The following is a 21,480-nucleotide window of genomic DNA, read 5'->3' on the forward strand; positions in this document are numbered from 1 at the left end:
GACCATGGGCACGACGATCACCACCACGACTCGGGCCAGATGACCGTACTGGGCTTCTGGCTGTACCTGATGACCGACTGCATTCTGTTTGCGTCGCTCTTCGCTACCTACGCGGTGCTGTCCGGCAGTTTTGCCGGCGGCCCGTCGGGTCACGACATCTTCCAGCTCGACTTCGTGCTGGTGGAAACCGCGTTCCTGCTGCTGTCTTCGATCACTTTCGGCTTCGCCATGCTGAAGATGTTCGCCGGTAGCAAGTCAGGCGTGCTGGGCTGGTTGGCCGTGACCTTCCTGTTCGGTGCAGGCTTCATCGCGATGGAAGTCTATGAATTCCATCACCTGATCGGCGAGGGCTTCGGCCCGCAGCGCAGTGGTTTCCTCTCGGGCTTCTTTGCCCTGGTCGGCACCCACGGTCTGCACGTGACCGCTGGCCTGATCTGGATGGCGATCATGATGTACCAGATCAACAAGCACGGCATCACGCCGACCGCCACCACGCGCATGAGCTGCCTGAGCCTGTTCTGGCACTTCCTGGACGTGGTCTGGATCTGCGTATTCACCGTCGTTTATCTGCTGGGGGTTATCTAAATGGCCAATGCACATGACGCGCATCACGACAACAGCCACGGCAGCGTGAAGTCCTACATGATCGGCTTTGTACTGTCGATCATCCTGACCGCGATCCCGTTTGCGCTGGTGATGTCGCCAGTAATGGACAAGATGTGGACCGTAGTGGTCGTGGTGGCGATGGCCGTGATTCAGGTCGTGGTACACCTCGTGTACTTCCTGCACATGGACCGCTCGAAAGGGCAGCGCAACAACGTCTCGACGTTCCTGTTCACCGTCATGGTGATTGCACTGCTGGTCGGCCTGTCGCTGTGGATCATCTTCAGCATCCACTTCCAGATGATGGCCAAGTGAGGTAACTCTGCATGTCCGTGAAGCACTTCATCCAGATCACCAAGCCGGGCATCATTTTCGGTAACGTGATCTCCGTGGCAGGTGGTTTCTTTCTGGCTGCCAAGGGCCATATCGACTTTACGCTGCTGTTGGCAGTGATCGTCGGCACGTGCCTGGTGGTGGCTTCCGGCTGTGCATTCAACAACTGCATCGACCGCGACATCGACCAGAAGATGGAGCGCACCAAGAACCGCGTCATGGTTCAGGGCGGCATGTCCCTGACCGTGGCGCTGGTCTACGCGGCGCTGCTGGGCGTGGGCGGCTTCAGCCTGCTGTATGTCCAGGCCAATCCGTTGGCGGCCTACTGCGCGCTGGCCGGCTTCGTGGTCTATGTCGGTTTCTACAGCCTGTGGTTGAAGCGCAAGTCGGTGCACGGCACCTTGGTCGGCAGCCTGTCCGGTGCCATGCCTCCGGTGATCGGCTACTGCGCCGTGAGCAACAGCTTCGACCTGGCCGCCGTGACCCTGCTGGTGATGTTCAGCCTGTGGCAGATGCCGCACAGCTTCGCCATCGCCATCTTCCGCTTCAATGACTACCGCGCCGCCAACATTCCGGTGTTGCCGGTGGCGCGTGGCATTCTGGCGGCGAAGAAGCAGATCCTGCTGTACATCCTGGCCTTCGTGCTCGCCACCCTGATGCTGACGCTGGGCGGTTATGCCGGCATCGGTTACCTGGTGGTGGCAGCGGCCATGGGTCTGTACTGGCTGTACATGGCCTGGGGCGGCTACCGCGCTCAGGACGACAGCAAATGGGCGCGCAAGGTATTCGGCTTCTCGATCCTCACCGTCATGGCGTTGAGCCTGATGATGTCGGTGGACAGCCAGAGCGCGACCGATGTGCTGATGACCTACGCACGCTGATCGACATGCAGTACCTCGAACCCCGGCCTGTGCGCCGGGGTTTTTTATGGATGGCGAGAAAACGTGAATGGACGATGGTCCTGAAAATATTCGTATAAACAGGAAATACTCGTTTACAGGTAATGGTTTTCAGCAGTAATGTCTGTTTCGGCCACCGCAGTGGCCAACGTCGCTCGGACGGTTCCGGGCGCTGACGTCTACAGAGGCATACCATGGCTGATACCCCTTCGCCGCGCCGCTTCGCGCGCATCGACCGGCTTCCCCCCTACGTCTTCAACATCACCGCCGAGCTCAAGATGGCCGCCCGCCGCCGTGGCGAGGACATCATCGATCTGAGCATGGGCAACCCCGATGGCGCCACGCCGCCGCACATCGTCGAGAAACTGGTGCAGGTCGCCCAGCGTGAAGACACCCACGGGTACTCCACCTCGCGCGGGATTCCGCGTCTGCGTCGCGCCATCTCCCGTTGGTACAAGGACCGCTACGAGGTCGACATCGACCCGGATGACGAAGCCATCGTCACCATCGGCTCCAAAGAAGGCCTTGCCCACCTGATGCTGGCCACCCTCGATGCCGGTGATACGGTGCTGGTGCCCAACCCCAGTTATCCGATCCACATCTACGGTGCAGTGATCGCCGGCGCCCAGGTGCGCTCGGTGCCGCTGGTGCCGGGCGTGGATTTCTTCAACGAGCTGGAGCGGGCGATTCGCGAATCGATCCCCAAGCCGAAGATGATGATCCTGGGCTTCCCCTCGAACCCCACCGCCCAGTGCGTGGAGCTGGATTTCTTCGAGCGCGTGGTGGCCCTGGCCAAGCAGTACAACGTGCTGGTGATCCATGACCTGGCCTACGCCGACATCGTCTACGACGGCTGGAAAGCCCCGTCGATCATGCAGGTGCCCGGCGCCAAGGACATCGCGGTGGAGTTCTTCACGCTGTCCAAGAGCTACAACATGGCCGGCTGGCGCATCGGCTTCATGGTGGGCAACCGCGAGCTGGTCAACGCCCTGGCGCGGATCAAGAGCTACCACGACTACGGCACCTTCACGCCGTTGCAGGTGGCTGCCATTGCGGCGCTCGAAGGCGACCAGCAATGCGTGCGCGACATCGCCGAGCAGTACCGCCAGCGTCGCAACCTGCTGGTCAAAGGCTTGCACGAGCTGGGCTGGATGGTCGAAAACCCCAAGGCGTCGATGTATGTCTGGGCGAAGATTCCCGAGGCCTATGCCCATCTGGGCTCGCTGGAGTTCGCCAAGAAGCTGCTGGCGGAAGCCAAGGTGTGTGTGTCGCCGGGCATCGGTTTTGGTGACTACGGCGACGACCATGTGCGCTTTGCCCTGATCGAGAACCAGGACCGCATCCGTCAGGGTATCCGCGGCATTCGGCAGATGTTCCGGGCCGATGGTCTGATCCAGAAGTAAGCGCTGCCTCACCACGGGCGCCGGCCCGTGGTGAGGTTTGCCATGACCGGCCATCTGCCGACGATTTATTTTTCACCAGCCCTCTTCTCAGGCGCACGGCGTTGGATTAAAAAGAGCGCGCGGGGCAATCCCGCTCCCTCAAACCTTCTCCCCGTGGGCATCATGTCCGAATACAACCCTTGCCTTGACTGCGGCGCCTGCTGCGCGTACTTCCGTGTGTCCTTCTTCTGGGGTGAGTGCCAATCCTCCGGAGGCGTGGTGCCCGATGACCTGGTGGTGCAGATCAACCCGACCCGTGTCGCGATGATCGGTACCGACGCCAAGCCGTCACGCTGCATCAGCCTGGAGGGCGAGGTCGGCAAGCAGGTCGGTTGCAGTATCTACGCCAACCGTTCCAGCCCGTGCCGGGAGTTCGATGCCTCGTGGGTCAATGGCGTGCACAACCCCAGCTGCGACGACGCTCGCGCCGCCTATGGCCTGCCGCCGCTGACGCCGCCGGGTGCCAATGAACCGCACTGGCCGGACGACGGTGACGATGGCGCCAAAGTGGCCTGAGCGAGGGTTTCGAGTGACGCAATGGCTGTCCATTCGACCAAGGCCGGGTGCGCTCTGGTAGTGTGACCAGATGACACTACACAGTCATACGACCGTAATGGACAGGAGACCCGGCGTGACCCAACCCCGCAGTTTTTCCACCGACCTCAGCCTCGACAGCCCGCGGTTGCAGTTGCGACCCATGCGTCATGCCGACGCGCCTGCCTGGCTGACCATCATGGCCGACCCGCAAGTGATGCGGTATTGGCATCATGCCCCCTGGCAGGACGTCGCCGAAGCCGAAAGCGCGTTGGCGCAAGACCGTCAGGCCTATGCTGACGGCCAGCAGCTGAAGCTGGGCATGTACCGCCGTGACACCGGCGAGCTGATCGGCATGGTGCAGTTGTTCAACATCGATGAGGTGTCGCGCCGGGGCGAGATCGGCTATTGCCTGGCCAGTGCCGTGCAAGGGCGCGCCTACATGGATGAAGCCTTGACCTGCTTCATCGATTACTTGGCCCACACCCTGCACCTGCGTCGTCTGGAAGCCGAAATCGACCCGCGCAACGAGGGCTCTGCACGCACCCTGGAGCGCCAGGGTTTCGTGCTCGAAGGCACCTTGCGTGCACGCTGGTGCGTGGCCGGAGAACTGTCGGATTCGGGCTTGTATGGCCTGCTGATGGAGCCGCCGGTGGCGTAAGCCTGCTTGCACCCGGGCAGGCGCCTAGGTAGGGTCGCTGCACGATCGATCTGCCTGTGGTGCCAACCTTGCCGCGTTATTACCTGTCCCTGAGCCTGCTGCTGTACCTGGCCTGTCTGTTCTGCACGGGGGCGCACCTGGTCGGCGGCGCCCAGATGCCGTCATTGCAGATGCTGCTGTACGGCCCGTGGGCGATGCCCTTTGGCCTGTTCCAGTGGTTCGCCAATCCGCTGTTCGCGCTGGCCGTGCTGGCGCATCGGCGCTTTCGCCGCCTGGCGCTGCTGGCAGGCCTGGCTGCGTTGTACCTGGCGCTGAGCGGCCTGGGCATCGAGCGTTTGCCTGACAACGTCAGCTACGCCTTCGATGACGTCGCCGCCCTGGGCCTGGGGTTCTACCTCTGGGTGCTGGCCCTGTTCGGCTTCAGTGCAGGGCAAGGCTGGTGGTGCTGGAAGGCCCGCCGTGCAGGCGAGGTGCCCGGCTGGCAATGGCCGGACCTGGCGCTTTTGGCGGCCCTGGCATTGACGATCTACACCGCCGCCGGCATGCCCTCGCTGCAGTTCGAGCCAGGGCGGATTCTGCTGCCGCCTGAACCCTCTTTGGCCATTTGAGGTCTAGCGCCAGCAGGGGCAGGCGTTCTTGACCTGCCCCGCATTCACTGCAAAGGAGTTCACCTGATGCTTCGTTCCCTGATCGGCACCGGCGCGGTATTGCTGCTCGCGGTGTCTTGCGCCCACGCGGCCGACGACTCGCCGACCTACACCCAGTGCATGGACACCGCGTCCAGCACCTCGCTGATGAGCACCTGCATCCAGACCGAAACCCAGGCCCAGGACGCACGCCTGAACCAGGCCTACAAGCAGTTGATGGGCAAGCTGGATGCGCAGAAGAAAAAAGGCCTGCGCGAGATTCAGCGCAGCTGGATGGCCTACCGCGACGCCAACTGCAGCTTCCATGGCAGCCTCGACAACGGCACCCTGTCGCGCGTCAACGCGGCCATGTGCGTCAAGGACCTGACCCGTGAGCGCGCCGCAGAACTCGAGCGCATGGCCAATCCCGAGGGCTAGACCCGCGGCTGCTCAGGCACCGGCACCGGCTCGGCAAACAGTGCTTCACGCTGCATCGACTCCAGGTTGCGCTCGATGGTTTCGCAGATCGCGTCCATCTTGATCTGGTGCTCGCTGGCCTTGAACGGGCTCTGCAAGTCGGTGCCGATGCGCTCGATGGCCAGCAGCATGAAGCCGACCACCGTCGACGCCAGGGGCGTGAACCAACCCAGTGACTCGACAATGCCCACTGGCACGATCAGGCAGAACAGGCTGATGAACAGCCGTGGGAAATAGACGTAAGGGAAGGGCAGGGGCGTGTTGGCGATGCGCTCCATGCCGCCTTGGGCGTTGGAGATGTCGACCATGGTCGATTCCAGCCGCGCCAGACGGATGCTGTCGAGCCGTCCCGCCTTGTACTCGTTGGCCAGCAGCGCCGCGGAGCCTGCGAGAATGTCATTGGCGAAGTTGTTCGAGCCATTGCGCCGTTCGAACTCCGCATCCGGGATGAACGCAATCAGCTCGGGCGGGCAGGGCTCACCCTTCAGGTGCGCCGCCAGGCAGTTCACGTAGGCCACCTGGCGCCGCAGCAAGGTGGCCTTGATCGGGCCGAGGCGCTCGTCCGGGTCATCGATCAGGGTCAGCACCTGGCGGGCGAAGCTGCGTGAACTGTTGACCATCGCCCCCCACAACGTGCGCGCCTCCCACCAGCGGTTATAGGCGCTGCTGTTGCGAAAGCTCACCAGCACCACCAGCGCTGAGCCGAGCAGGGTGAGAGGGATCAGGGGCAGGTTGAACTTGCTGTTGAGAAACAGCATGAAATCAATGGTGACCAGAACGTCCCAGATCAGCAGCCAGAACAATGACCAACCGATGTAGCCGAGGGTTTTGGTCACCAAGCGAATTTTATGGGCAATGAGTGCTTTCAAGGCACGACCTCGTGTGCGGGACAGTGAGCATCCGACGCCGCGGCTTGCGCAAGGTTCGCGCGACCGGTCGCCGCACGTGGCCCGGTACTGGCCAACGCCTATGGCGGGCCGCACGCCGCCGACGCAGCCCCGTATCGGGCCCAGGGGGCGTGGCCTGAGTCTGAGGCGTTGGCGGGCTGGGTGCACACCGCCGCGGCGACGGTGCCTGCACCCTGCATTACACCTGCGGCGCTTTTGCCATCAATGCCGGCACCGGTTTGGGCCGTTGCGGCTTGGCCCCTTGCTGCGCCAGCTGGAACTGGTAGCGACGCCACTCGCGGTCGATCTCGCTGTAGGGCATGAACACGCTGACGCGCTCGGCACCGGCCAGGTCCGGTCGGCGGGCGCTGTCGATCTCGTCCTTGTCAATGTAGGCGATATTGATCCCGACTACCTTGCCATCATCGGCAAACAGCGGACCGCCCGACATGCCCTTGACCAGCGGGCCGTCATGAACCGAATAGAACACGCCGCCGCCGGTGCCTTTGAGCCGCACCATCGAGGCCGACGCATGGCCGCGGCCCTCGACAGGCATCTGCAGGCCGTTGAAGCCGACGGCAGTCACCGCCTCACCGGGCACGAACTGTCGCCATTGCGGGGTGCGTTCAGCCTTGTGGCGGAAGAACACGACATCGCCAAGGCCTTCATGGACCACGCCGGGCAGGAACGGGGTGTGCTTGGCGGTAACGGCGTAGTCCTCGTTCCACTGGATCGCCGAGGCCATCAGCAGCATCGGCAGCGGACCGCCGGAATGAACGACGAACGCCTGGTCATAGGTGGGATTCGAGGCGAACGAACTGGTGGGCATTCCATTGCACCCACTCAGCAGCATCAGTGCTGCGAGGCAGGGCACAGTTGGTTTCATGATTCAGGTTCTGAGAAGGATGGATGGGCAACGTGACAACACGCTAGTGGCACGCCTTACTTATGGGTTAGCCCCAATGGGATGGAGAGTAATGGTGGCACATAGCTATTGCCAATCGAAATTAGCCATTACAGTGATAGCATCCGCCGAATGGTATACCGTCTACCATAAGCGCACACTGAGGCGTTTTCCGCGACCCTATCGGAACGCTGTTCGCTGTGTAGGAAATGCCTGATATTCGGCACTCGCGCTTGTCATCGACCCATGACGTTTTGCAGGCATCGGGCGCTATGCCTACAATGCGCACGGGTGCGTCAGGCATGTCGCTGAATCGCAGGTTAACTATCCAACACCAGTCGGGCCGCTGGTGAGGTTCTACCGTGCCCGCACCCAATACCCCTGCTTCAGCCGTGATCCCCCGCCCCCAAAGGCTCACCAGCCAAGCCCTCGCCGCACTGGAACGCTTTGCCCATATCGAAGCCGTCAGCGGTATTGCCCTGGTCATCGCGGCCATTGCCGCGCTGATCTGGGCCAACAGCGCCGCCAGCGCGTCCTACGAGGCCTTCTGGCACACACAGGTAACGCTCACCCTCGGCTCGCTGAGCCTGGGTCAATCCCTGCACTTTCTGGTCAACGATGGCCTGATGACCATCTTCTTCCTGGTGGTGGGCATGGAGATTCGCCAGGAAATCCAGGACGGCGCCCTGTCCAATGCGCGCATGGCCACCTTGCCGGTGGGTGCTGCCCTGGGTGGCGTGCTGGTACCGGCAGGCCTGTACCTGGCCTTCAACTGGGGCTTGCCGTCCAGCAATGGCTGGGCCGTACCGACGGCCACCGATATCGCGTTTGCGGTGGGTGTTCTGGCGCTGCTCGGCAAGTCGATTCCGGCCAACCTGCGCATCTTCCTCCTGGCCCTGGCGATCATCGACGACATCGCTGCCATCCTGATCATTGCCGTGTTCTACACCGCCAGCCTGGATTTCGCCGGCCTGGGTATTGCTGCGGGTGGTCTGGCACTGGTCCTGGTCATGCAGCGCATGGGCATCGGCAACGCATGGGCTTACGTGCTTCCAGGCGTCATCATGTGGGCCGGCCTGCTCAAGCTCGGCGTACATCCCACCTTGGCCGGCGTGGTACTGGGCCTGATCACCCCAGTACGCTCCGCGCCGTCCCAGGAACGGCCGCTGGACCTGATGTCCAAGGCTCTCCGCGATCTGCTGCACCGGGTCGACCAGGGCGAAAAGAAAGTGGCTACCCCGCTCAAGCAGATCCGTCTGGCCGAGCGTGAGGTGGTGCCACCGGTGCAGCGCGTGCAGGAGCGTCTGCACCCGTGGGTAGCCTTTGCGATCATGCCGTTGTTTGCCTTGGCCAATGCGGGGGTGAACCTGCAAGGCGCGCACCTGGATGTGCCGATCAGTTTCTCGGTCGCCTACGGCGTGGTCGTGGCGTTGGTCGTCGGTAAACCCATCGGTATCTTCTTGGCCACCTTCCTGCTGGTGCGCAGCGGGGTCTGCAGCTTGCCGCAACATGTGACCTGGGGTGGCGTCCTGCTGGTGGGGCTGCTGGCGGGTATCGGCTTTACCATGTCGATCTTCATCGCCGGGCTGGCGTTCGATGATGCGCACCTGTTGGCGGTGGCCAAGTTGAGCGTGTTGTGCGCCTCCACGCTCGCAGCGGCGATCGGGCTGGTATGGGGGGCGGTGTACTTCAAGTGGATGAAGGCAGCGGCGAAGTAACGTGGTGGCTGCTTCGCCCGAGCGGTAAGTGCTTGGGCGCAGTGCGGGTTGCCGAAGAAAAGGGCGACGCCCCGGCCGATTCGAACGGTCACCAGATTCTGGGCACAAAAAAACCGGCCATGAGTGCCGGTTTTTTTGTTCTGGACGCTGTAAGCAGCGTGCAGCTGTTGCGATTTGGTGCCCCGAGGGAGACTCGAACTCCCACTCCTTTCGAAAACGGATTTTGAATCCGCCGCGTCTACCAATTCCGCCATCAGGGCTTGACGCGGCGCAGTATAGAGAGGCTCCGTCCGTCGGTCAATCGCCTTTCATGGTCAATTTTGCCTCAGTGGGCTAAACTTCCCCGCTTTGTCGAACCGAACCTGATCATGCGCGTTGCCGATTTCTCTTTCGAACTCCCCGATACCCTTATCGCTCGCCATCCGTTGGCCGAGCGCCATGGCAGCCGTCTGCTGGTCCTCGATGGGCCGAGCGGGGCGTTGGCGCACCGGCAGTTCACCGATCTGCTCGAGTACCTGCGCCCCGGTGACCTGATGGTGTTCAACAACACCCGGGTGATTCCGGCGCGGCTGTTCGGCCAGAAGGCCTCGGGCGGCAAGCTGGAAGTGCTGGTCGAGCGTGTGCTCGACAGCCACCGCGTGCTGGCCCACGTGCGTGCCAGCAAAGCGCCGAAAGTCGGCACCCGGTTGCTGATTGACGGCGGCGGTGAGGCCGAGATGGTGGCACGCCACGACACCTTGTTCGAGTTGCGCTTTGCCGAAGAAGTGTTGCCGCTGCTCGATCGCGTGGGGCACATGCCGCTGCCGCCGTACATCGACCGGCCTGACGAAGGCGCCGACCGCGAGCGCTACCAGACCGTGTATGCCGAGCGCGCCGGCGCTGTGGCGGCGCCTACCGCCGGGCTGCATTTCGATCAGGCGCTGCTGGCGCAGATCGCGGCCAAGGGCGTGGAGCAGGCGTTCGTGACCTTGCACGTCGGGGCCGGCACCTTCCAGCCGGTGCGGGTCGACAAGATTGAAGACCACCACATGCATAAAGAGTGGCTGGAAGTCGGCCAGGACGTGGTCGATGCCGTGGCGGCCTGCCGCGCTCGCGGTGGCCGCGTCATCGCGGTGGGCACCACCAGCGTGCGCTCGCTGGAAAGCGCCGCGCGCGATGGCCAGCTGAAGGCCTTCAGCGGTGACACCGATATCTTCCTGTTCCCCGGCCGACCCTTCCATGTGGTCGACGCCCTGGTCACCAATTTCCACCTGCCGGAGTCCACGCTGCTGATGCTGGTCTCGGCCTTCGCCGGTTACCCCGAGACCATGGCTGCCTACGCGGCGGCGGTCCAGGAACGGTACCGCTTCTTCAGTTACGGTGATGCCATGTTCATCACCCGCAATCCGGCGCCGCGCGGCCCCGAGGATCAAGCATGACTCGCACCTGTCGAATGTCCTTCGAACTGCTGGCCACCGACGGCAAGGCCCGTCGCGGCCGGCTGACCTTCCCCCGTGGCACGGTCGAAACCCCGGCGTTCATGCCGGTCGGTACCTATGGCACGGTTAAAGGCATGCTGCCGCGTGACATCGAGGCCACCGGCGCCGAGATCATCCTCGGTAACACCTTCCACCTGTGGCTGCGCCCAGGCACCGAGGTGATCAAGAAGCACAACGGCCTGCACGATTTCATGCAGTGGAAAGGCCCGATTCTGACCGATTCCGGCGGTTTTCAGGTGTTCAGCCTGGGGGCGATGCGCAAGATCAAGGAAGAGGGGGTGACCTTCGCCTCGCCGGTCGACGGTTCCAAGGTGTTCATGGGCCCGGAAGAGTCCATGCAGGTGCAGCGCGACCTGGGTTCGGACATCGTCATGATCTTCGACGAGTGCACCCCGTATCCTGCCGAGCACGATGTGGCACGCACCTCCATGGAGCTGTCGCTGCGCTGGGCGCAACGCTCGAAGAATGCCCATGCCGAAAACACCGCCGCGCTGTTCGGCATCGTCCAGGGCGGCATGCACGAAGACTTGCGCATGCGCTCGCTCGAAGGGCTCGACAAGATCGGCTTCGATGGCCTGGCCATCGGCGGCCTGTCGGTCGGCGAGCCCAAGCACGAGATGATCAAGGTGCTCGACTACCTGCCGGGCCAGATGCCTGCTGACAAACCTCGTTACCTTATGGGGGTGGGCAAACCCGAGGATCTTGTGGAGGGTGTGCGCCGCGGCGTCGACATGTTCGACTGCGTGATGCCTACGCGCAATGCGCGCAACGGGCATCTGTTCATCGACACCGGGGTGATCAAGATTCGTAACGCGTTCCATCGCCATGATGAATCGCCACTGGATCCGACCTGCGATTGCTATACCTGCTGCAACTTCTCCCGCGCCTATCTGCACCACCTGGACAAGTGCGGCGAAATGCTCAGCAGCATGTTGAATACGATCCATAACTTGCGTCATTACCAGCGCCTGATGGCTGGTTTGCGCGAGGCTATTCAACAGGGTAAATTGGCCGCCTTTGTCGACGCCTTCTACGCCAAACGCGGGCTGCCTGTGCCGCCGCTGGACTGAGTGTCCTTCACTGAATGTGCAAACCAAGTCTTTGCATAACGCTAGTAACTGGAGTGTCAAATGAGCTTTCTGATTCCCGCCGCCTACGCGGACGCTGCTGCACCTGCTGCCGCGGGTCCTGCTGGTTTTGAGTGGATCTTCCTGGTCGGTTTCCTGGTCATCTTCTACCTGATGATCTGGCGTCCACAGTCCAAGCGCGCCAAAGAGCAGAAGAACCTGCTGGGCAACTTGCAGAAAGGTGACGAAGTTGTCACCAACGGCGGTATTGCCGGCAAGATCATCAAGGTTTCCGATGATTTCGTCGTGCTGGAAGTGTCCGACACCGTTGAGCTGAAGTTCCAGAAGGGTGCCATCGCGGCAACCCTGCCAAAAGGTACGCTCAAGGCGATCTGAGGCATCGATTTTTTTCCAGTCGGGGCGCGCAACGCGCCCCGCGTCTTGTACGGGCGGCGTGATGCTGAACAAATACCCTCTGTGGAAATACGCACTGATCGTGCTGGTACTGGCGATCGGTTTCATTTATTCCGCTCCCAACCTCTACCCGGATGATCCGGCCGTGCAGATCAGCGGTGCCAGTTCGGCGCTGCAGGTCAACCAGGCCGACCTGGACCGTGTCAGCAAGGCGCTGACCGAGGCCGGTCTCGTGGTCAAGGGCGCGAGCCTGGGTGAGAAGGGCAGCGGTCTGATTCGCCTGAGTAATCAGGAAGATCAGTTGCCAGCCAAGGATGTGGTGCGCAAGGCGCTCGGTGATGACTATGTCGTCGCACTGAACCTGGCCCAGACCACCCCGCAGTGGCTGCGCAAGATCGGCGCCAGCCCCATGAAGCTCGGCCTCGACCTGTCCGGCGGTGTGCACTTCCTGCTGGAAGTCGACATGGACAAGGCCATGAGCGCGCGCATGAAGGTCTACGAAGGTGAAGTGAAGACCTTGCTGCGCAAGGAACGCATTCGCTATCGCAGCCTGCCGCAACAGAACGGCGGCATCATGCTCGGCTTTGCCGACGACGCTACCCGCGAACAGGCCCGCAGCCTGGTACGCAAGAATTTCACCGATTTCGACCTGACCACGTCCGAGCGCAATGACCTCGCCGTGCTGCGTCTGGCGCTGACCCAGGCCAAGATCACCGAGATCCGCGAATACTCGATCCGTCAGAACCTCACTACCGTGCGCAACCGCGTCAACGAGCTGGGTGTTGCCGAGCCGCTGGTACAGCGCCAGGGCGCCAACCGTATCGTGGTCGAGCTGCCGGGCGTGCAGGACACTGCCGAAGCCAAGCGTATCCTGGGCAAAACCGCCAACCTGGAGTTCCGCTTCGGCGCCGAACCCGGTGCGTCGCGCGATACCAGCGAAGTCTTCGAGTTCCGCGAAGGCGGCCGTTCGGCGCCGGTCGAGCGCGGCCTGATCATCACCGGTGACCAGGTCACCGATGCCCAGGCCAGTTACGACGAACACGGCCGTCCGCAGGTCAACATCCGCCTCGATGGCCATGGCGGCGAGCTGATGAGCCGCGCCACGCGCAGCAACGTCGGGCGCAGCATGGCGGTGATCTTCATCGAGCAGAAGCCGATCACCCGCTACGTCAAGCAGACCGTCGATGGCGTCGAGAAGGAAGTGCCGGTCCAGAGCTTCCAGGAAGAGAAGAAGATCATCAGCCTGGCGACCATTCAGTCGCCACTGGGTAGCCAGTTCCGCATCACCGGGCTCAATGGCCAGGGCGAGTCGTCCGAGCTGGCCCTGCTGCTGCGTGCCGGTGGTCTGGCCGCGCCGATGTACTTCGCTGAAGAGCGCACCATCGGCCCGAGCCTGGGTGCCGACAACATCACCAAGGGTGTGGATGCATCGCTGTGGGGCATGCTGTTCGTGTCGCTGTTCATCATCGCCATCTACCGTGGCTTCGGTGTGATCGCCACCATCGCCCTGGCGGGCAACATGGTGCTGCTGCTGGCGCTGATGTCCCTGCTGGGCGCAACCCTGACCCTGCCGGGCATCGCCGGTATCGTCCTGACCATGGGCATGGCGGTCGACGCCAACGTGCTGATCTTCTCGCGGATTCGCGAAGAGCTGAAAAACGGCATGTCTGCTCAGCGTGCGATCCATGAAGGTTTCAACCGCGCCTATACCGCGATCATCGACGCCAACCTGACCAGCCTGCTGGTGGGCGGCATCCTGTTCGCCATGGGTACCGGGCCGGTCAAAGGCTTCGCGGTCACCATGTCCCTCGGGATATTCACCTCGATGTTCACCGCCATCATGGTGACCCGTGCAATGGTCAACCTGACCTGCGGCGGGCGTGACATCAAGAAGCTGTGGGTCTGAGGGAATCACCATGAAAACCATCAACTTCATGGGCGTGCGCAACAGTGCGTTCGCCATCACCGTACTCCTCACCGTCCTGGCGCTGTTCAGCTGGTGGCAGAAGGGCCTGAACTTTGGCCTGGACTTCACCGGCGGCACCCTGATCGAGCTGACCTACGAGCGCCCCGCCGACCTCAAGGCCGTGCGCGGCGAGCTGACCAGCTCAGGCTTCCATGAGGCCATTGTGCAGAGCTTCGGCGCCAGCAACGAACTGCTGGTGCGCATGCCGGGCGACGATCCGCAACTGGGCAACAAGGTTGCAGAAGCCTTGAAGAAGGTCAGCGGCGACAACCCGGCAACGGTCAAGCGTGTGGAATTCGTCGGCCCGCAGGTCGGTGAAGAGCTGCGCGACCAGGGCGGGTTGGGCATGCTCCTGGCGCTCGGCGGCATCCTCATCTACCTGGCCTTCCGCTTCCAGTGGAAGTTCGCCGTGGGCGCGATCATCTCGCTGATCCACGACGTGGTGGTGACGCTGGGTATCCTGTCGTTCTTCCAGATCACCTTCGACCTGACCGTGCTGGCCGCCGTACTGGCAATCATCGGCTACTCGCTCAACGACACCATCGTGGTGTTCGACCGGGTGCGTGAGAACTTCCGGGTCATGCGCAAGGCGTCGCTGATCGAGAACATCAACGTCTCGACCACCCAGACCCTGCTGCGCACCATCGCGACCTCGGTTTCGACCCTGCTGGCAATCGCTGCGCTGCTGTTCTTCGGCGGCGATAACCTGTTCGGCTTCTCGCTGGCGCTGTTCATCGGCGTTCTGGCAGGCACCTACTCGTCGATCTACATTGCCAACGTGGTGTTGATCTGGCTGAACCTGAACAGCGAAGACCTGATTCCACCGGTCAAGGCGGAGGGTGTGGACGATCGTCCATAGGGAAATCTCCTACGCCGTGTGGCGAAGCAAGAGGCGCGAGTGTTGAACTCGCGCCTTTTTTTTTGCTCCAAGGCTGGGACAAGCGCGGGCGCGGACCCGCTGGATAGATCAGGAGAGTTCACGTGAACAAATCAATGCTGGTTGGGACGGTTCTGGGTGCAGTGGCGGTGACCGCCGGCGGTGCATTCGCGACCTACAGCTTGGTCAACAAGGGCCCTGAATATGCTCAGGTGACCGACGTGCAGCCAATCAAAGAGCAGATCAAGACGCCGCGTCAGGTCTGCAAGGACGTCACCGTGACGCGCCAGGCGCCCGTCAAGGACCAGCATCAGATCGCAGGTACCGTGGTCGGTGCGCTGGCCGGTGGCCTGCTGGGCAACCAGGTCGGTGGCGGTAACGGCAAGAAGCTCGCCACGGTGGCCGGTGCCGTCGGCGGTGGCTATGCCGGTAACAAGGTGCAGGAAGGCATGCAGCGGCGTGACACCTACACCACCACGCAAACCCGCTGCAACACGGTCAACGACATCAGCGACAAGGTAGTCGGCTACAACGTCAAGTACACCATTGGTGATCAGGCCGGGCACATCAAGATGGATCGCGATCCTGGGTCGAGCATTCCGTTGGACAAGAACGGCAAGCTGATCCTCAGCCAGAATCAGCCCGGGCAGTAAGCGCCCGGCTGGCGTTGACCGAGCGCCGCGCCATCGCGCTGCGCCAAGCATGAGAAAAATCCGATACCTTGCGCAGGTATTGGATTTTTTTTGATTGAAGCCTTCACGTGCTGCGGTTCAGTCAACCCACCGCGTCGCTTTGCTTACGGGATCAGTTTTTCCCGACGCAGGCGATCGAAGGCGTCGAAGAAGGCCTGATCGCTGGGCTGATAGCCGGTGAAGCCCAGGGCGCGGCATTTCGACATGTCCGTGACGACCTCGATGGGCCGGCCCAGGTCGGCATCGGTGTGCCACGGCGAAATCAGGCGATCGATGTCACTCTCCTTGAGCCCGTGTTCGGCTGCAAGCTGCGTCCAGATGCGCTGATCATCTGCCATCTGGCTTTCCAGTGGCGCAGGTGCCGACGGAAAGTCGGCCGCAGGCAGGTTGAAGTACTCGGCGATCCTGCCCCACATCCACTTCCAGCGGAACACGTCGCCGTTGGTGATGTTGAACGCCTGGTCGGCAGCGCCAGGGGTGGTGGCTGCCCACAGCAGCTGGCTGGCGAGCTGGCGGGCATCGGTCATGTCGGTCAGGCTGTCCCACTGCACCCGTGAGCCCGGGAAGACGAAAGGGCGACCGGTCTGTTTGCAGATCGAGGCGTACACCGCCAGGGTCGTTGCCATGTTCATGGCATTGCCCACGGCTACACCGATCACCGTGTGCGGGCGGTGCACGCTCCAGGTGAAGTGATCCTGCCTGGCCGCGGCGAAGACCTCGTCTTCCTGGGCGTAATAGAAGTTCTCCACGTCCAGCCGGTCTTGTTCTTCGCGGAACGGTGTCTGCGGCAGTGTGCCCTTGCCATAGGCCTCGAACGGGCCGAGGTAGTGTTTCAAACCGGTGACCAGTGCTACGTGCTGAACGCTCTTGGCGGGTCGCAGGGCGTCGAGCAGGTTGCGCACCATGGCGGCGTTGACGCGAATGTTCTCCGCTTCGGTGGCCTGGCGCGACCAAGTGGTGATGAAGACGTGGGTGGGGCGCAGCTCGGCCAGGGCGTCGCGTACCGACTGCGGGTCCTGCAGGTCTGCTGCCACAGGTATGACGCCGGGGAGCGTCGAGGGTTGACGAGACAGGGCCGCGACCTGCCACTGGTTGTCCAGTAGCAACTGGGTGGTGGCGCTGCCGACGATGCCGCTGGCGCCTACGACTAATGCGAGTTGGGTCATGATGCTGTCCTGTAGGTAATCGTCATCGAATGCCTACAGGTGACCGCCGGCATGCTGATGGATTCCTTTGCGTTGCGCGCGCAGGGCAGGAGGGCATCGGAAGCGCACACGTTCGTACGTCGCCTGGCGAGTCGATGCCAAGTGATGCCATGAGGATCTGGGAGGGGAGGGCGAGGCACGAGCGAGGGCTGCGAGGCAGCCCTGCGTCGGGGGCGTTGCACTGCCGCAGCCAGGAAGGCTTGGCGGCAGGATGACCCGGGCGATCAGCGCTTCAGGTGCTCGGGCAGGTGCGGCTGGATGGCCGTCAGGATTGCCTTGAAGCACTTGATGTTGCCCGCCACGATGTGGCCTTTGTCGAGGAAGTCGTGACCGCCATTGAAGTCGCTGACCAGGCCACCGGCCTCTTGGATCAGCAGCACGCCAGCGGCCATGTCCCATTCGGACAGGCCCGATTCCCAGAAACCGTCGAAGCGGCCGGCCGCCACGTAGGCGAGGTCAAGGCTGGCAGCGCCAGCGCGGCGAATGCCGGCGGTCTGGCCAGTCAGGGCGCGGAACATGCCCATGTAGTTGTCCAGATCGGCCATCTGGTTGTCACGGAACGGGAAGCCGGTGCCGAGCAGAGCGCCGTCGAGGCTGGTGCGCGAGCTGACACGCAGGCGGCGACCATTGACCTGGGCGCCACGGCCACGGCTGGCGGTGAACTCTTCCTGGCGAACCGGATCCAGAATGACCGCGTGCTCCAGGCGACCGCGGTATTTGCAGGCAATGCTTACAGCAAAGTGCGGGATGCCGCGCAGGAAGTTGGTGGTGCCATCGAGCGGGTCGATGACCCACAGGTAGTCCTTGCCTTCTTCGCCGCTGCCGGCGTGCAGGCCGGTTTCTTCGCCGAGGATCGAATGGTTCGGGTAGGCCTTGCGCAGGGCCTTGACGATGACGTCTTCGGCGGCGCGGTCAACTTCGGAAACGTAGTCTTTCGCGCCTTTCTCGTCGACCTTGAGGCTGTCCAGGCGTTCGATGGAGCGGAAAATCAGTTCACTGGCGCTGCGAGCGGCGCGCAGCGCGATATTCAGCATAGGCTGCATGGTCGGTTCACCTGGAATGTTAAAGAAGAAAGCCGAACATTCTATCAGAAATCCACGACGGCAAAAGTGCCACGTTCGACTGCGTGGCGTTACCGAGGCCTGTTCTGTACCATTGCAGCCCCCGAAACCCCGCCACTGTGAGCACATCACCTTGTTGCAGAATATTCGTGTTGTTCTGGTCAATACCAGCCACCCCGGCAACATCGGCGGCGCTGCACGTGCCATGAAAAACATGGGCCTGTCGCGCCTGGTGCTGGTGCAACCCCGGGACTTTCCCTCCGAGCAGGCCAGCGCGCGCGCCTCCGGCGCCGACGACGTGCTGGGCAGCGTCGAAGTGGTCGACAGCCTGGAAGAGGCGTTGGTCGGCTGCACGCTGGTGCTGGGCACCAGTGCCCGTGACCGCAGCCTGCCGTGGCCCATGCTCGATCCGCGTGAGTGCGGCGCCAAGGCTGTCGAGCAGGCCGCCGGCGGTGAGCAGATCGCGCTGGTGTTCGGCCGTGAACATGCCGGGCTGACCAACGATGAACTGCAGCGATGTCACTTCCATGTGCACATTCCCTCCAATCCCGACTTCAGCTCGCTGAACCTTGCCGCCGCGGTGCAAGTGCTCGCCTATGAAGTGCGCACCGCCTGGCTGGCATCGCAGCAAGCGGCGACCGTGGTGGAGAAGAGCGAGGCCGGTGAAGCGCCGGCGACCATGGATGAGATGGAGCGGTTCTACGGCCACTTGGAACAGACCCTGGTGCAGATCGGCTTCCTCGACCCCGCCAAGCCCCGTCACCTGATGGCGCGCTTGCGTCGTCTGTACGGGCGCAGCGTGGTCAACCATTCGGAAATGAGCATCTTGCGCGGCATCCTCACCGAGACCCAGAAAGTCGCTCGGGGCGAGCCGCATAAACGGAAGGACTGAATCAGATGTTCGAGCGTCTGCGTGAAGATATCCAGAGCGTGTTTCACCGTGACCCGGCAGCACGCAACATGTTCGAAGTGCTCACCTGCTACCCCGGCATGCACGCGATCTGGCTGCATCGCCTGGCGCGTGGCCTGTGGGTGCGCGAGTTCAAGTGGCTGGCGCGCCTGGTGTCGAACTTCGGTCGCTGGCTGACCGGGATCGAGATCCATCCGGGCGCGACCATCGGCCGACGCTTCTTCATCGACCACGGCATGGGCATCGTGATTGGCGAAACGGCCGAGATCGGCGATGACGTCACCCTTTATCAGGGCGTGACCCTGGGGGGCACCAGCTGGAACAAGGGCAAGCGCCACCCGACCCTGGAAAACGGCGTGGTGGTGGGCGCCGGCGCCAAGGTGCTCGGGCCATTCACGGTCGGTGCAGGCGCCAAGATCGGCTCCAATGCGGTGGTGACCAAGGCTGTTCCGGCGGGGGCGACCGCCGTCGGTATCCCAGGGCGGATCATCGTCAAGGCAGAAGAGGGCGACGAGCTCGAGGCCAAGCGCAAAGCCATGGCGCAGAAGATCGGTTTCGATGCCTACGGGGTCAGCGGCGACATGCCTGACCCTGTCGCCCGCGCCATCGGTCAGATGCTCGACCACCTGCAGGCCGTGGACGAGCGGCTTGAAGGCATGTGCGGCGCCCTGACCAACCTGGGCAGTGATTATTGCGCCAAAGCCCTGCCGTCGTTGCCTGAAGAAGCCTTCGAGGCCGTCAAGGACGAGGCGCGCAGCGACACCCAGGGGCACTGATTTCGCCATGATGGCACCCGGGCGTGCGCAGCTTCGCCCGGTTCTGCTACACTCGCGGCCACTTCCCCGGGTAAACCTGACCAATACACTAGGTCTTATAGTTGACTCAAATGCTCGGGAATAGCATACTCGCACACATCCCGTAACTCCCCGTGGTGCCCATAGCCATGCGACTCACAACCAAAGGCCGATACGCCGTTACCGCCATGCTCGATCTGGCGTTGCACGCGCAGCACGGACCGGTGTCACTGGCTGATATCTCCGAGCGCCAAGGCATCTCCCTCTCTTACCTGGAACAGCTGTTCGCCAAGTTGCGTCGCAGCAGTCTGGTTTCCAGTGTTCGTGGCCCAGGCGGCGGCTATCAGCTGTCGCGGGCCATGGGGACCATCGAAGTGGCTCAGGTCATCGACGCGGTCAACGAGTCGGTAGACGCCACTCGCTGCCAAGGCCTCGGCGACTGTCACTCCGGCGACACCTGCCTGACCCACCACCTGTGGTGTGACCTCAGCCAGCAGATCCACGAATTCCTCAGTGGCATCAGCCTGGCCGATCTCGTTACACGCCGCGAGGTGCAAGAAGTCGCCCATCGCCAGGACCTGCGCCGCGTTGCCGGCCGTACTGCGCACATGGACAAGATTGAGACGTCTGCCGTCGACTGACCGTGATGACGAGCGACGCCAACGCCTGATAGGAGAGATTCAATGAAGTTGCCGATCTACCTCGATTACTCCGCGACCACCCCGGTCGATCCCCGTGTCGCCCAGAAAATGGTCGACTGCCTGACGATGGACGGCAACTTCGGGAACCCGGCCTCGCGCTCTCATGCCTTCGGCTGGCGCGCCGAAGAAGCGGTGGAAAATGCCCGCCGCCAGGTGGCCGATCTGATCCACGCCGATCCGCGTGAAATTGTCTGGACCAGCGGTGCCACCGAGTCCGACAACCTCGCGATCAAAGGTGTGGCGCATTTCTACCAGACCAAAGGCAAGCACATCATCACCTCCAAGATCGAGCACAAGGCCGTTCTCGACACCACGCGCCAGCTGGAGCGTGAAGGGTTCGAAATCACCTACCTCGAGCCGGGCGCCGACGGTATCGTCACCCCCGCCATGGTCGAAGCCGTGCTGCGTGACGACACCATCCTGGTCTCGCTGATGCACGTGAACAACGAGGTCGGTTCGATCAACGACATCACCGCAATTGGCGAACTGACCCGTTCGCGCGGCGTGCTGTTCCATGTCGACGCCGCTCAGTCGGCCGGCAAGGTCGAGATCGACCTGCAGGCGATGAAGGTCGACCTGATGTCGTTCTCGGCGCACAAGGTCTACGGCCCCAAAGGCATCGGCGCGCTGTATGTCAGCCGCAAGCCGCGTGTACGCCTTGAAGCCATGGTGCACGGCGGTGGCCATGAGCGCGGTATGCGTTCGGGTACCCTGCCGACCCACCAGATCGTTGGCATGGGCGAAGCGTTCGCCATCGCCAAAGATGAGATGGCCAGCGAGAACGCACGCGTCAAGGCCCTGTCCGATCGCTTCTTCGCCCAGGTGTCCGACCTCGAAGAGCTCTACATCAACGGCAGCCAGACCGCCCGCGTTCCGCACAACCTGAACCTGAGCTTCAACTACGTCGAAGGCGAGTCGCTGCTGATGTCGTTGAAGGACATCGCTGTTTCGTCGGGCTCGGCCTGCACCTCGGCGTCGCTCGAGCCGTCCTACGTGCTGCGCGCCCTGGGCCGTAACGATGAGCTGGCACACAGCTCGATCCGCTTCTCCTTCGGTCGTTTCACCAAGGAAGAAGAAATCGATCATGCGGCGAAGAAAGTCTGCGAAGCGGTGAACAAGCTGCGCGAACTCTCCCCGCTGTGGGACATGTACAAAGACGGCGTCGACATCTCGAAGATCGAGTGGGCTGCCCACTAAGCAGCCGCCGGCAAGAGCGGCTCCCCTGATGAGG

23 protein-coding genes and 1 tRNA gene are annotated in these 21,480 nt (G+C 62.7%); 19 read left to right on the forward strand and 5 right to left on the reverse strand.

Features of this window, described 5'->3' with window-relative positions:
- The 8 genes from cyoC to RT028_RS11005 all read left to right on the forward strand — a co-directional run.
- Positions 1–585 (forward strand): cytochrome o ubiquinol oxidase subunit III (gene cyoC / locus RT028_RS10970; RefSeq protein ID WP_312934837.1); only part of this gene is annotated, 585 nt, incomplete at its 5' end.
- Positions 586–918, forward strand: a complete 333-nt coding sequence (cyoD, locus tag RT028_RS10975; protein ID WP_312934838.1) for a cytochrome o ubiquinol oxidase subunit IV — start codon at positions 586–588, stop codon at positions 916–918.
- 11 nt (positions 919–929) lie between these two features.
- Complete coding sequence (cyoE, locus tag RT028_RS10980; protein ID WP_312934839.1) at positions 930–1,817, forward strand: heme o synthase; 888 nt, start codon at positions 930–932, stop codon at positions 1,815–1,817.
- 212 nt (positions 1,818–2,029) lie between these two features.
- Positions 2,030–3,238, forward strand: a complete 1,209-nt coding sequence (alaC, locus tag RT028_RS10985; RefSeq protein ID WP_312934840.1) for an alanine transaminase — start codon at positions 2,030–2,032, stop codon at positions 3,236–3,238.
- 162 nt (positions 3,239–3,400) lie between these two features.
- Positions 3,401–3,793: a YkgJ family cysteine cluster protein gene (locus RT028_RS10990; protein ID WP_312934841.1), complete on the forward strand. Its 393-nt coding sequence runs from the start codon at positions 3,401–3,403 to the stop codon at positions 3,791–3,793.
- A 115-nt stretch (positions 3,794–3,908) separates the two neighbouring features.
- Entirely contained in the window at positions 3,909–4,472 is a 564-nt protein-coding gene (locus RT028_RS10995) for a GNAT family N-acetyltransferase (protein WP_312934842.1), read from the forward strand.
- A gap of 68 nt (positions 4,473–4,540) precedes the next feature.
- On the forward strand, positions 4,541–5,080 hold the full coding sequence (locus tag RT028_RS11000) for a hypothetical protein (RefSeq protein ID WP_312934843.1): 540 nt from the start codon (positions 4,541–4,543) through the stop codon (positions 5,078–5,080).
- Positions 5,081–5,146: 66 nt separating this feature from the next.
- Entirely contained in the window at positions 5,147–5,536 is a 390-nt protein-coding gene (locus RT028_RS11005; protein WP_312934845.1) for a lysozyme inhibitor LprI family protein, read from the forward strand.
- Here RT028_RS11005 and RT028_RS11010 read toward each other — a convergent pair.
- Positions 5,533–6,444 (reverse strand): bestrophin family protein, encoded by a 912-nt coding sequence (locus RT028_RS11010; protein WP_312934846.1) that lies wholly within the window; start codon positions 6,442–6,444, stop codon positions 5,533–5,535. The genes RT028_RS11005 and RT028_RS11010 overlap by 4 nt on opposite strands.
- Positions 6,445–6,661: 217 nt before the next feature.
- The gene (locus RT028_RS11015; protein ID WP_312934879.1) at positions 6,662–7,315 is read right to left on the reverse strand and encodes a serine protease; all 654 of its coding nucleotides are present in this window, start codon (positions 7,313–7,315) and stop codon (positions 6,662–6,664) included.
- Positions 7,316–7,728: 413 nt separating this feature from the next.
- On the opposite strand from RT028_RS11015, the gene nhaA reads away from it, so the two are divergent.
- On the forward strand, positions 7,729–9,084 hold the full coding sequence (gene nhaA / locus RT028_RS11020) for a Na+/H+ antiporter NhaA (RefSeq protein ID WP_312934847.1): 1,356 nt from the start codon (positions 7,729–7,731) through the stop codon (positions 9,082–9,084).
- A gap of 175 nt (positions 9,085–9,259) precedes the next feature.
- Here nhaA and RT028_RS11025 read toward each other — a convergent pair.
- Positions 9,260–9,344, reverse strand: a tRNA-Leu gene (locus tag RT028_RS11025).
- A 108-nt stretch (positions 9,345–9,452) separates the two neighbouring features.
- Here RT028_RS11025 and queA point away from each other — a divergent pair.
- The 6 genes from queA (at position 9,453) to RT028_RS11055 (ending at position 15,539) form a co-directional block, all read left to right on the forward strand.
- Positions 9,453–10,502: a tRNA preQ1(34) S-adenosylmethionine ribosyltransferase-isomerase QueA gene (queA, locus tag RT028_RS11030; protein WP_312934848.1), complete on the forward strand. Its 1,050-nt coding sequence runs from the start codon at positions 9,453–9,455 to the stop codon at positions 10,500–10,502.
- Positions 10,503–10,516: 14 nt separating this feature from the next.
- Complete coding sequence (tgt, locus tag RT028_RS11035; RefSeq protein ID WP_312934881.1) at positions 10,517–11,632, forward strand: tRNA guanosine(34) transglycosylase Tgt; 1,116 nt, start codon at positions 10,517–10,519, stop codon at positions 11,630–11,632.
- A 60-nt stretch (positions 11,633–11,692) separates the two neighbouring features.
- Complete coding sequence (gene yajC / locus RT028_RS11040) at positions 11,693–12,025, forward strand: preprotein translocase subunit YajC (RefSeq protein WP_312934849.1); 333 nt, start codon at positions 11,693–11,695, stop codon at positions 12,023–12,025.
- A gap of 61 nt (positions 12,026–12,086) precedes the next feature.
- On the forward strand, positions 12,087–13,949 hold the full coding sequence (secD, locus tag RT028_RS11045; protein ID WP_312934851.1) for a protein translocase subunit SecD: 1,863 nt from the start codon (positions 12,087–12,089) through the stop codon (positions 13,947–13,949).
- 10 nt (positions 13,950–13,959) lie between these two features.
- Positions 13,960–14,868: a protein translocase subunit SecF gene (gene secF / locus RT028_RS11050; RefSeq protein WP_312934852.1), complete on the forward strand. Its 909-nt coding sequence runs from the start codon at positions 13,960–13,962 to the stop codon at positions 14,866–14,868.
- Positions 14,869–14,990: 122 nt separating this feature from the next.
- A complete protein-coding gene (locus tag RT028_RS11055) occupies positions 14,991–15,539 on the forward strand; it encodes a glycine zipper 2TM domain-containing protein (protein WP_312934853.1) in 549 nt (182 codons plus the stop codon).
- Between the two features lie 143 nt (positions 15,540–15,682).
- Here the strand turns inward: RT028_RS11055 and RT028_RS11060 are convergent, their stop codons facing one another.
- Positions 15,683–16,744 (reverse strand): SDR family oxidoreductase, encoded by a 1,062-nt coding sequence (locus tag RT028_RS11060; protein WP_312934855.1) that lies wholly within the window; start codon positions 16,742–16,744, stop codon positions 15,683–15,685.
- A gap of 263 nt (positions 16,745–17,007) precedes the next feature.
- The gene (suhB, locus tag RT028_RS11065; RefSeq protein WP_312934856.1) at positions 17,008–17,826 is read right to left on the reverse strand and encodes an inositol-phosphate phosphatase; all 819 of its coding nucleotides are present in this window, start codon (positions 17,824–17,826) and stop codon (positions 17,008–17,010) included.
- Between the two features lie 151 nt (positions 17,827–17,977).
- Between suhB and trmJ the strand changes: the two genes are divergently transcribed.
- The 4 genes from trmJ to RT028_RS11085 all read left to right on the forward strand — a co-directional run bounded on the left by trmJ (position 17,978) and on the right by RT028_RS11085 (position 21,446).
- Positions 17,978–18,736, forward strand: a complete 759-nt coding sequence (gene trmJ / locus RT028_RS11070) for a tRNA (cytosine(32)/uridine(32)-2'-O)-methyltransferase TrmJ (protein ID WP_312934858.1) — start codon at positions 17,978–17,980, stop codon at positions 18,734–18,736.
- Between the two features lie 5 nt (positions 18,737–18,741).
- The gene (cysE, locus tag RT028_RS11075; protein WP_312934859.1) at positions 18,742–19,530 is read left to right on the forward strand and encodes a serine O-acetyltransferase; all 789 of its coding nucleotides are present in this window, start codon (positions 18,742–18,744) and stop codon (positions 19,528–19,530) included.
- A 167-nt stretch (positions 19,531–19,697) separates the two neighbouring features.
- Positions 19,698–20,189, forward strand: coding sequence for a Fe-S cluster assembly transcriptional regulator IscR (gene iscR / locus RT028_RS11080; RefSeq protein ID WP_312934860.1), 492 nt, complete (start codon positions 19,698–19,700; stop codon positions 20,187–20,189).
- Positions 20,190–20,231: 42 nt separating this feature from the next.
- Positions 20,232–21,446 (forward strand): IscS subfamily cysteine desulfurase, encoded by a 1,215-nt coding sequence (locus RT028_RS11085; protein WP_312934861.1) that lies wholly within the window; start codon positions 20,232–20,234, stop codon positions 21,444–21,446.
- Positions 21,447–21,480 lie beyond the last annotated feature (34 nt).

The organism is Pseudomonas sp. (assembly GCF_032058845.1).
Classification (GTDB): domain Bacteria; phylum Pseudomonadota; class Gammaproteobacteria; order Pseudomonadales; family Pseudomonadaceae; genus Aquipseudomonas.

What these genes read in the sequence shown, in the direction of transcription:
- cyoD (WP_312934838.1), top strand. Translation starts at nt 586, where the DNA reads ATGGCCAATGCACATGACGCGCATCACGACAACAGCCACGGCAGCGTG.
- cyoE (WP_312934839.1), top strand. Translation starts at nt 930, where the DNA reads ATGTCCGTGAAGCACTTCATCCAGATCACCAAGCCGGGCATCATTTTC.
- alaC (WP_312934840.1), top strand. Translation starts at nt 2,030, where the DNA reads ATGGCTGATACCCCTTCGCCGCGCCGCTTCGCGCGCATCGACCGGCTT.
- RT028_RS10990 (WP_312934841.1), top strand. Translation starts at nt 3,401, where the DNA reads ATGTCCGAATACAACCCTTGCCTTGACTGCGGCGCCTGCTGCGCGTAC.
- RT028_RS11005 (WP_312934845.1), top strand. Translation starts at nt 5,147, where the DNA reads ATGCTTCGTTCCCTGATCGGCACCGGCGCGGTATTGCTGCTCGCGGTG.
- RT028_RS11015 (WP_312934879.1), bottom strand. Translation starts at nt 7,315, where the DNA reads ATGCTGCTGAGTGGGTGCAATGGAATGCCCACCAGTTCGTTCGCCTCG.
- queA (WP_312934848.1), top strand. Translation starts at nt 9,453, where the DNA reads ATGCGCGTTGCCGATTTCTCTTTCGAACTCCCCGATACCCTTATCGCT.
- tgt (WP_312934881.1), top strand. Translation starts at nt 10,517, where the DNA reads ATGTCCTTCGAACTGCTGGCCACCGACGGCAAGGCCCGTCGCGGCCGG.
- yajC (WP_312934849.1), top strand. Translation starts at nt 11,693, where the DNA reads ATGAGCTTTCTGATTCCCGCCGCCTACGCGGACGCTGCTGCACCTGCT.
- secD (WP_312934851.1), top strand. Translation starts at nt 12,087, where the DNA reads ATGCTGAACAAATACCCTCTGTGGAAATACGCACTGATCGTGCTGGTA.
- secF (WP_312934852.1), top strand. Translation starts at nt 13,960, where the DNA reads ATGAAAACCATCAACTTCATGGGCGTGCGCAACAGTGCGTTCGCCATC.
- RT028_RS11060 (WP_312934855.1), bottom strand. Translation starts at nt 16,744, where the DNA reads ATGACCCAACTCGCATTAGTCGTAGGCGCCAGCGGCATCGTCGGCAGC.
- suhB (WP_312934856.1), bottom strand. Translation starts at nt 17,826, where the DNA reads ATGCAGCCTATGCTGAATATCGCGCTGCGCGCCGCTCGCAGCGCCAGT.
- cysE (WP_312934859.1), top strand. Translation starts at nt 18,742, where the DNA reads ATGTTCGAGCGTCTGCGTGAAGATATCCAGAGCGTGTTTCACCGTGAC.
- iscR (WP_312934860.1), top strand. Translation starts at nt 19,698, where the DNA reads ATGCGACTCACAACCAAAGGCCGATACGCCGTTACCGCCATGCTCGAT.
- RT028_RS11085 (WP_312934861.1), top strand. Translation starts at nt 20,232, where the DNA reads ATGAAGTTGCCGATCTACCTCGATTACTCCGCGACCACCCCGGTCGAT.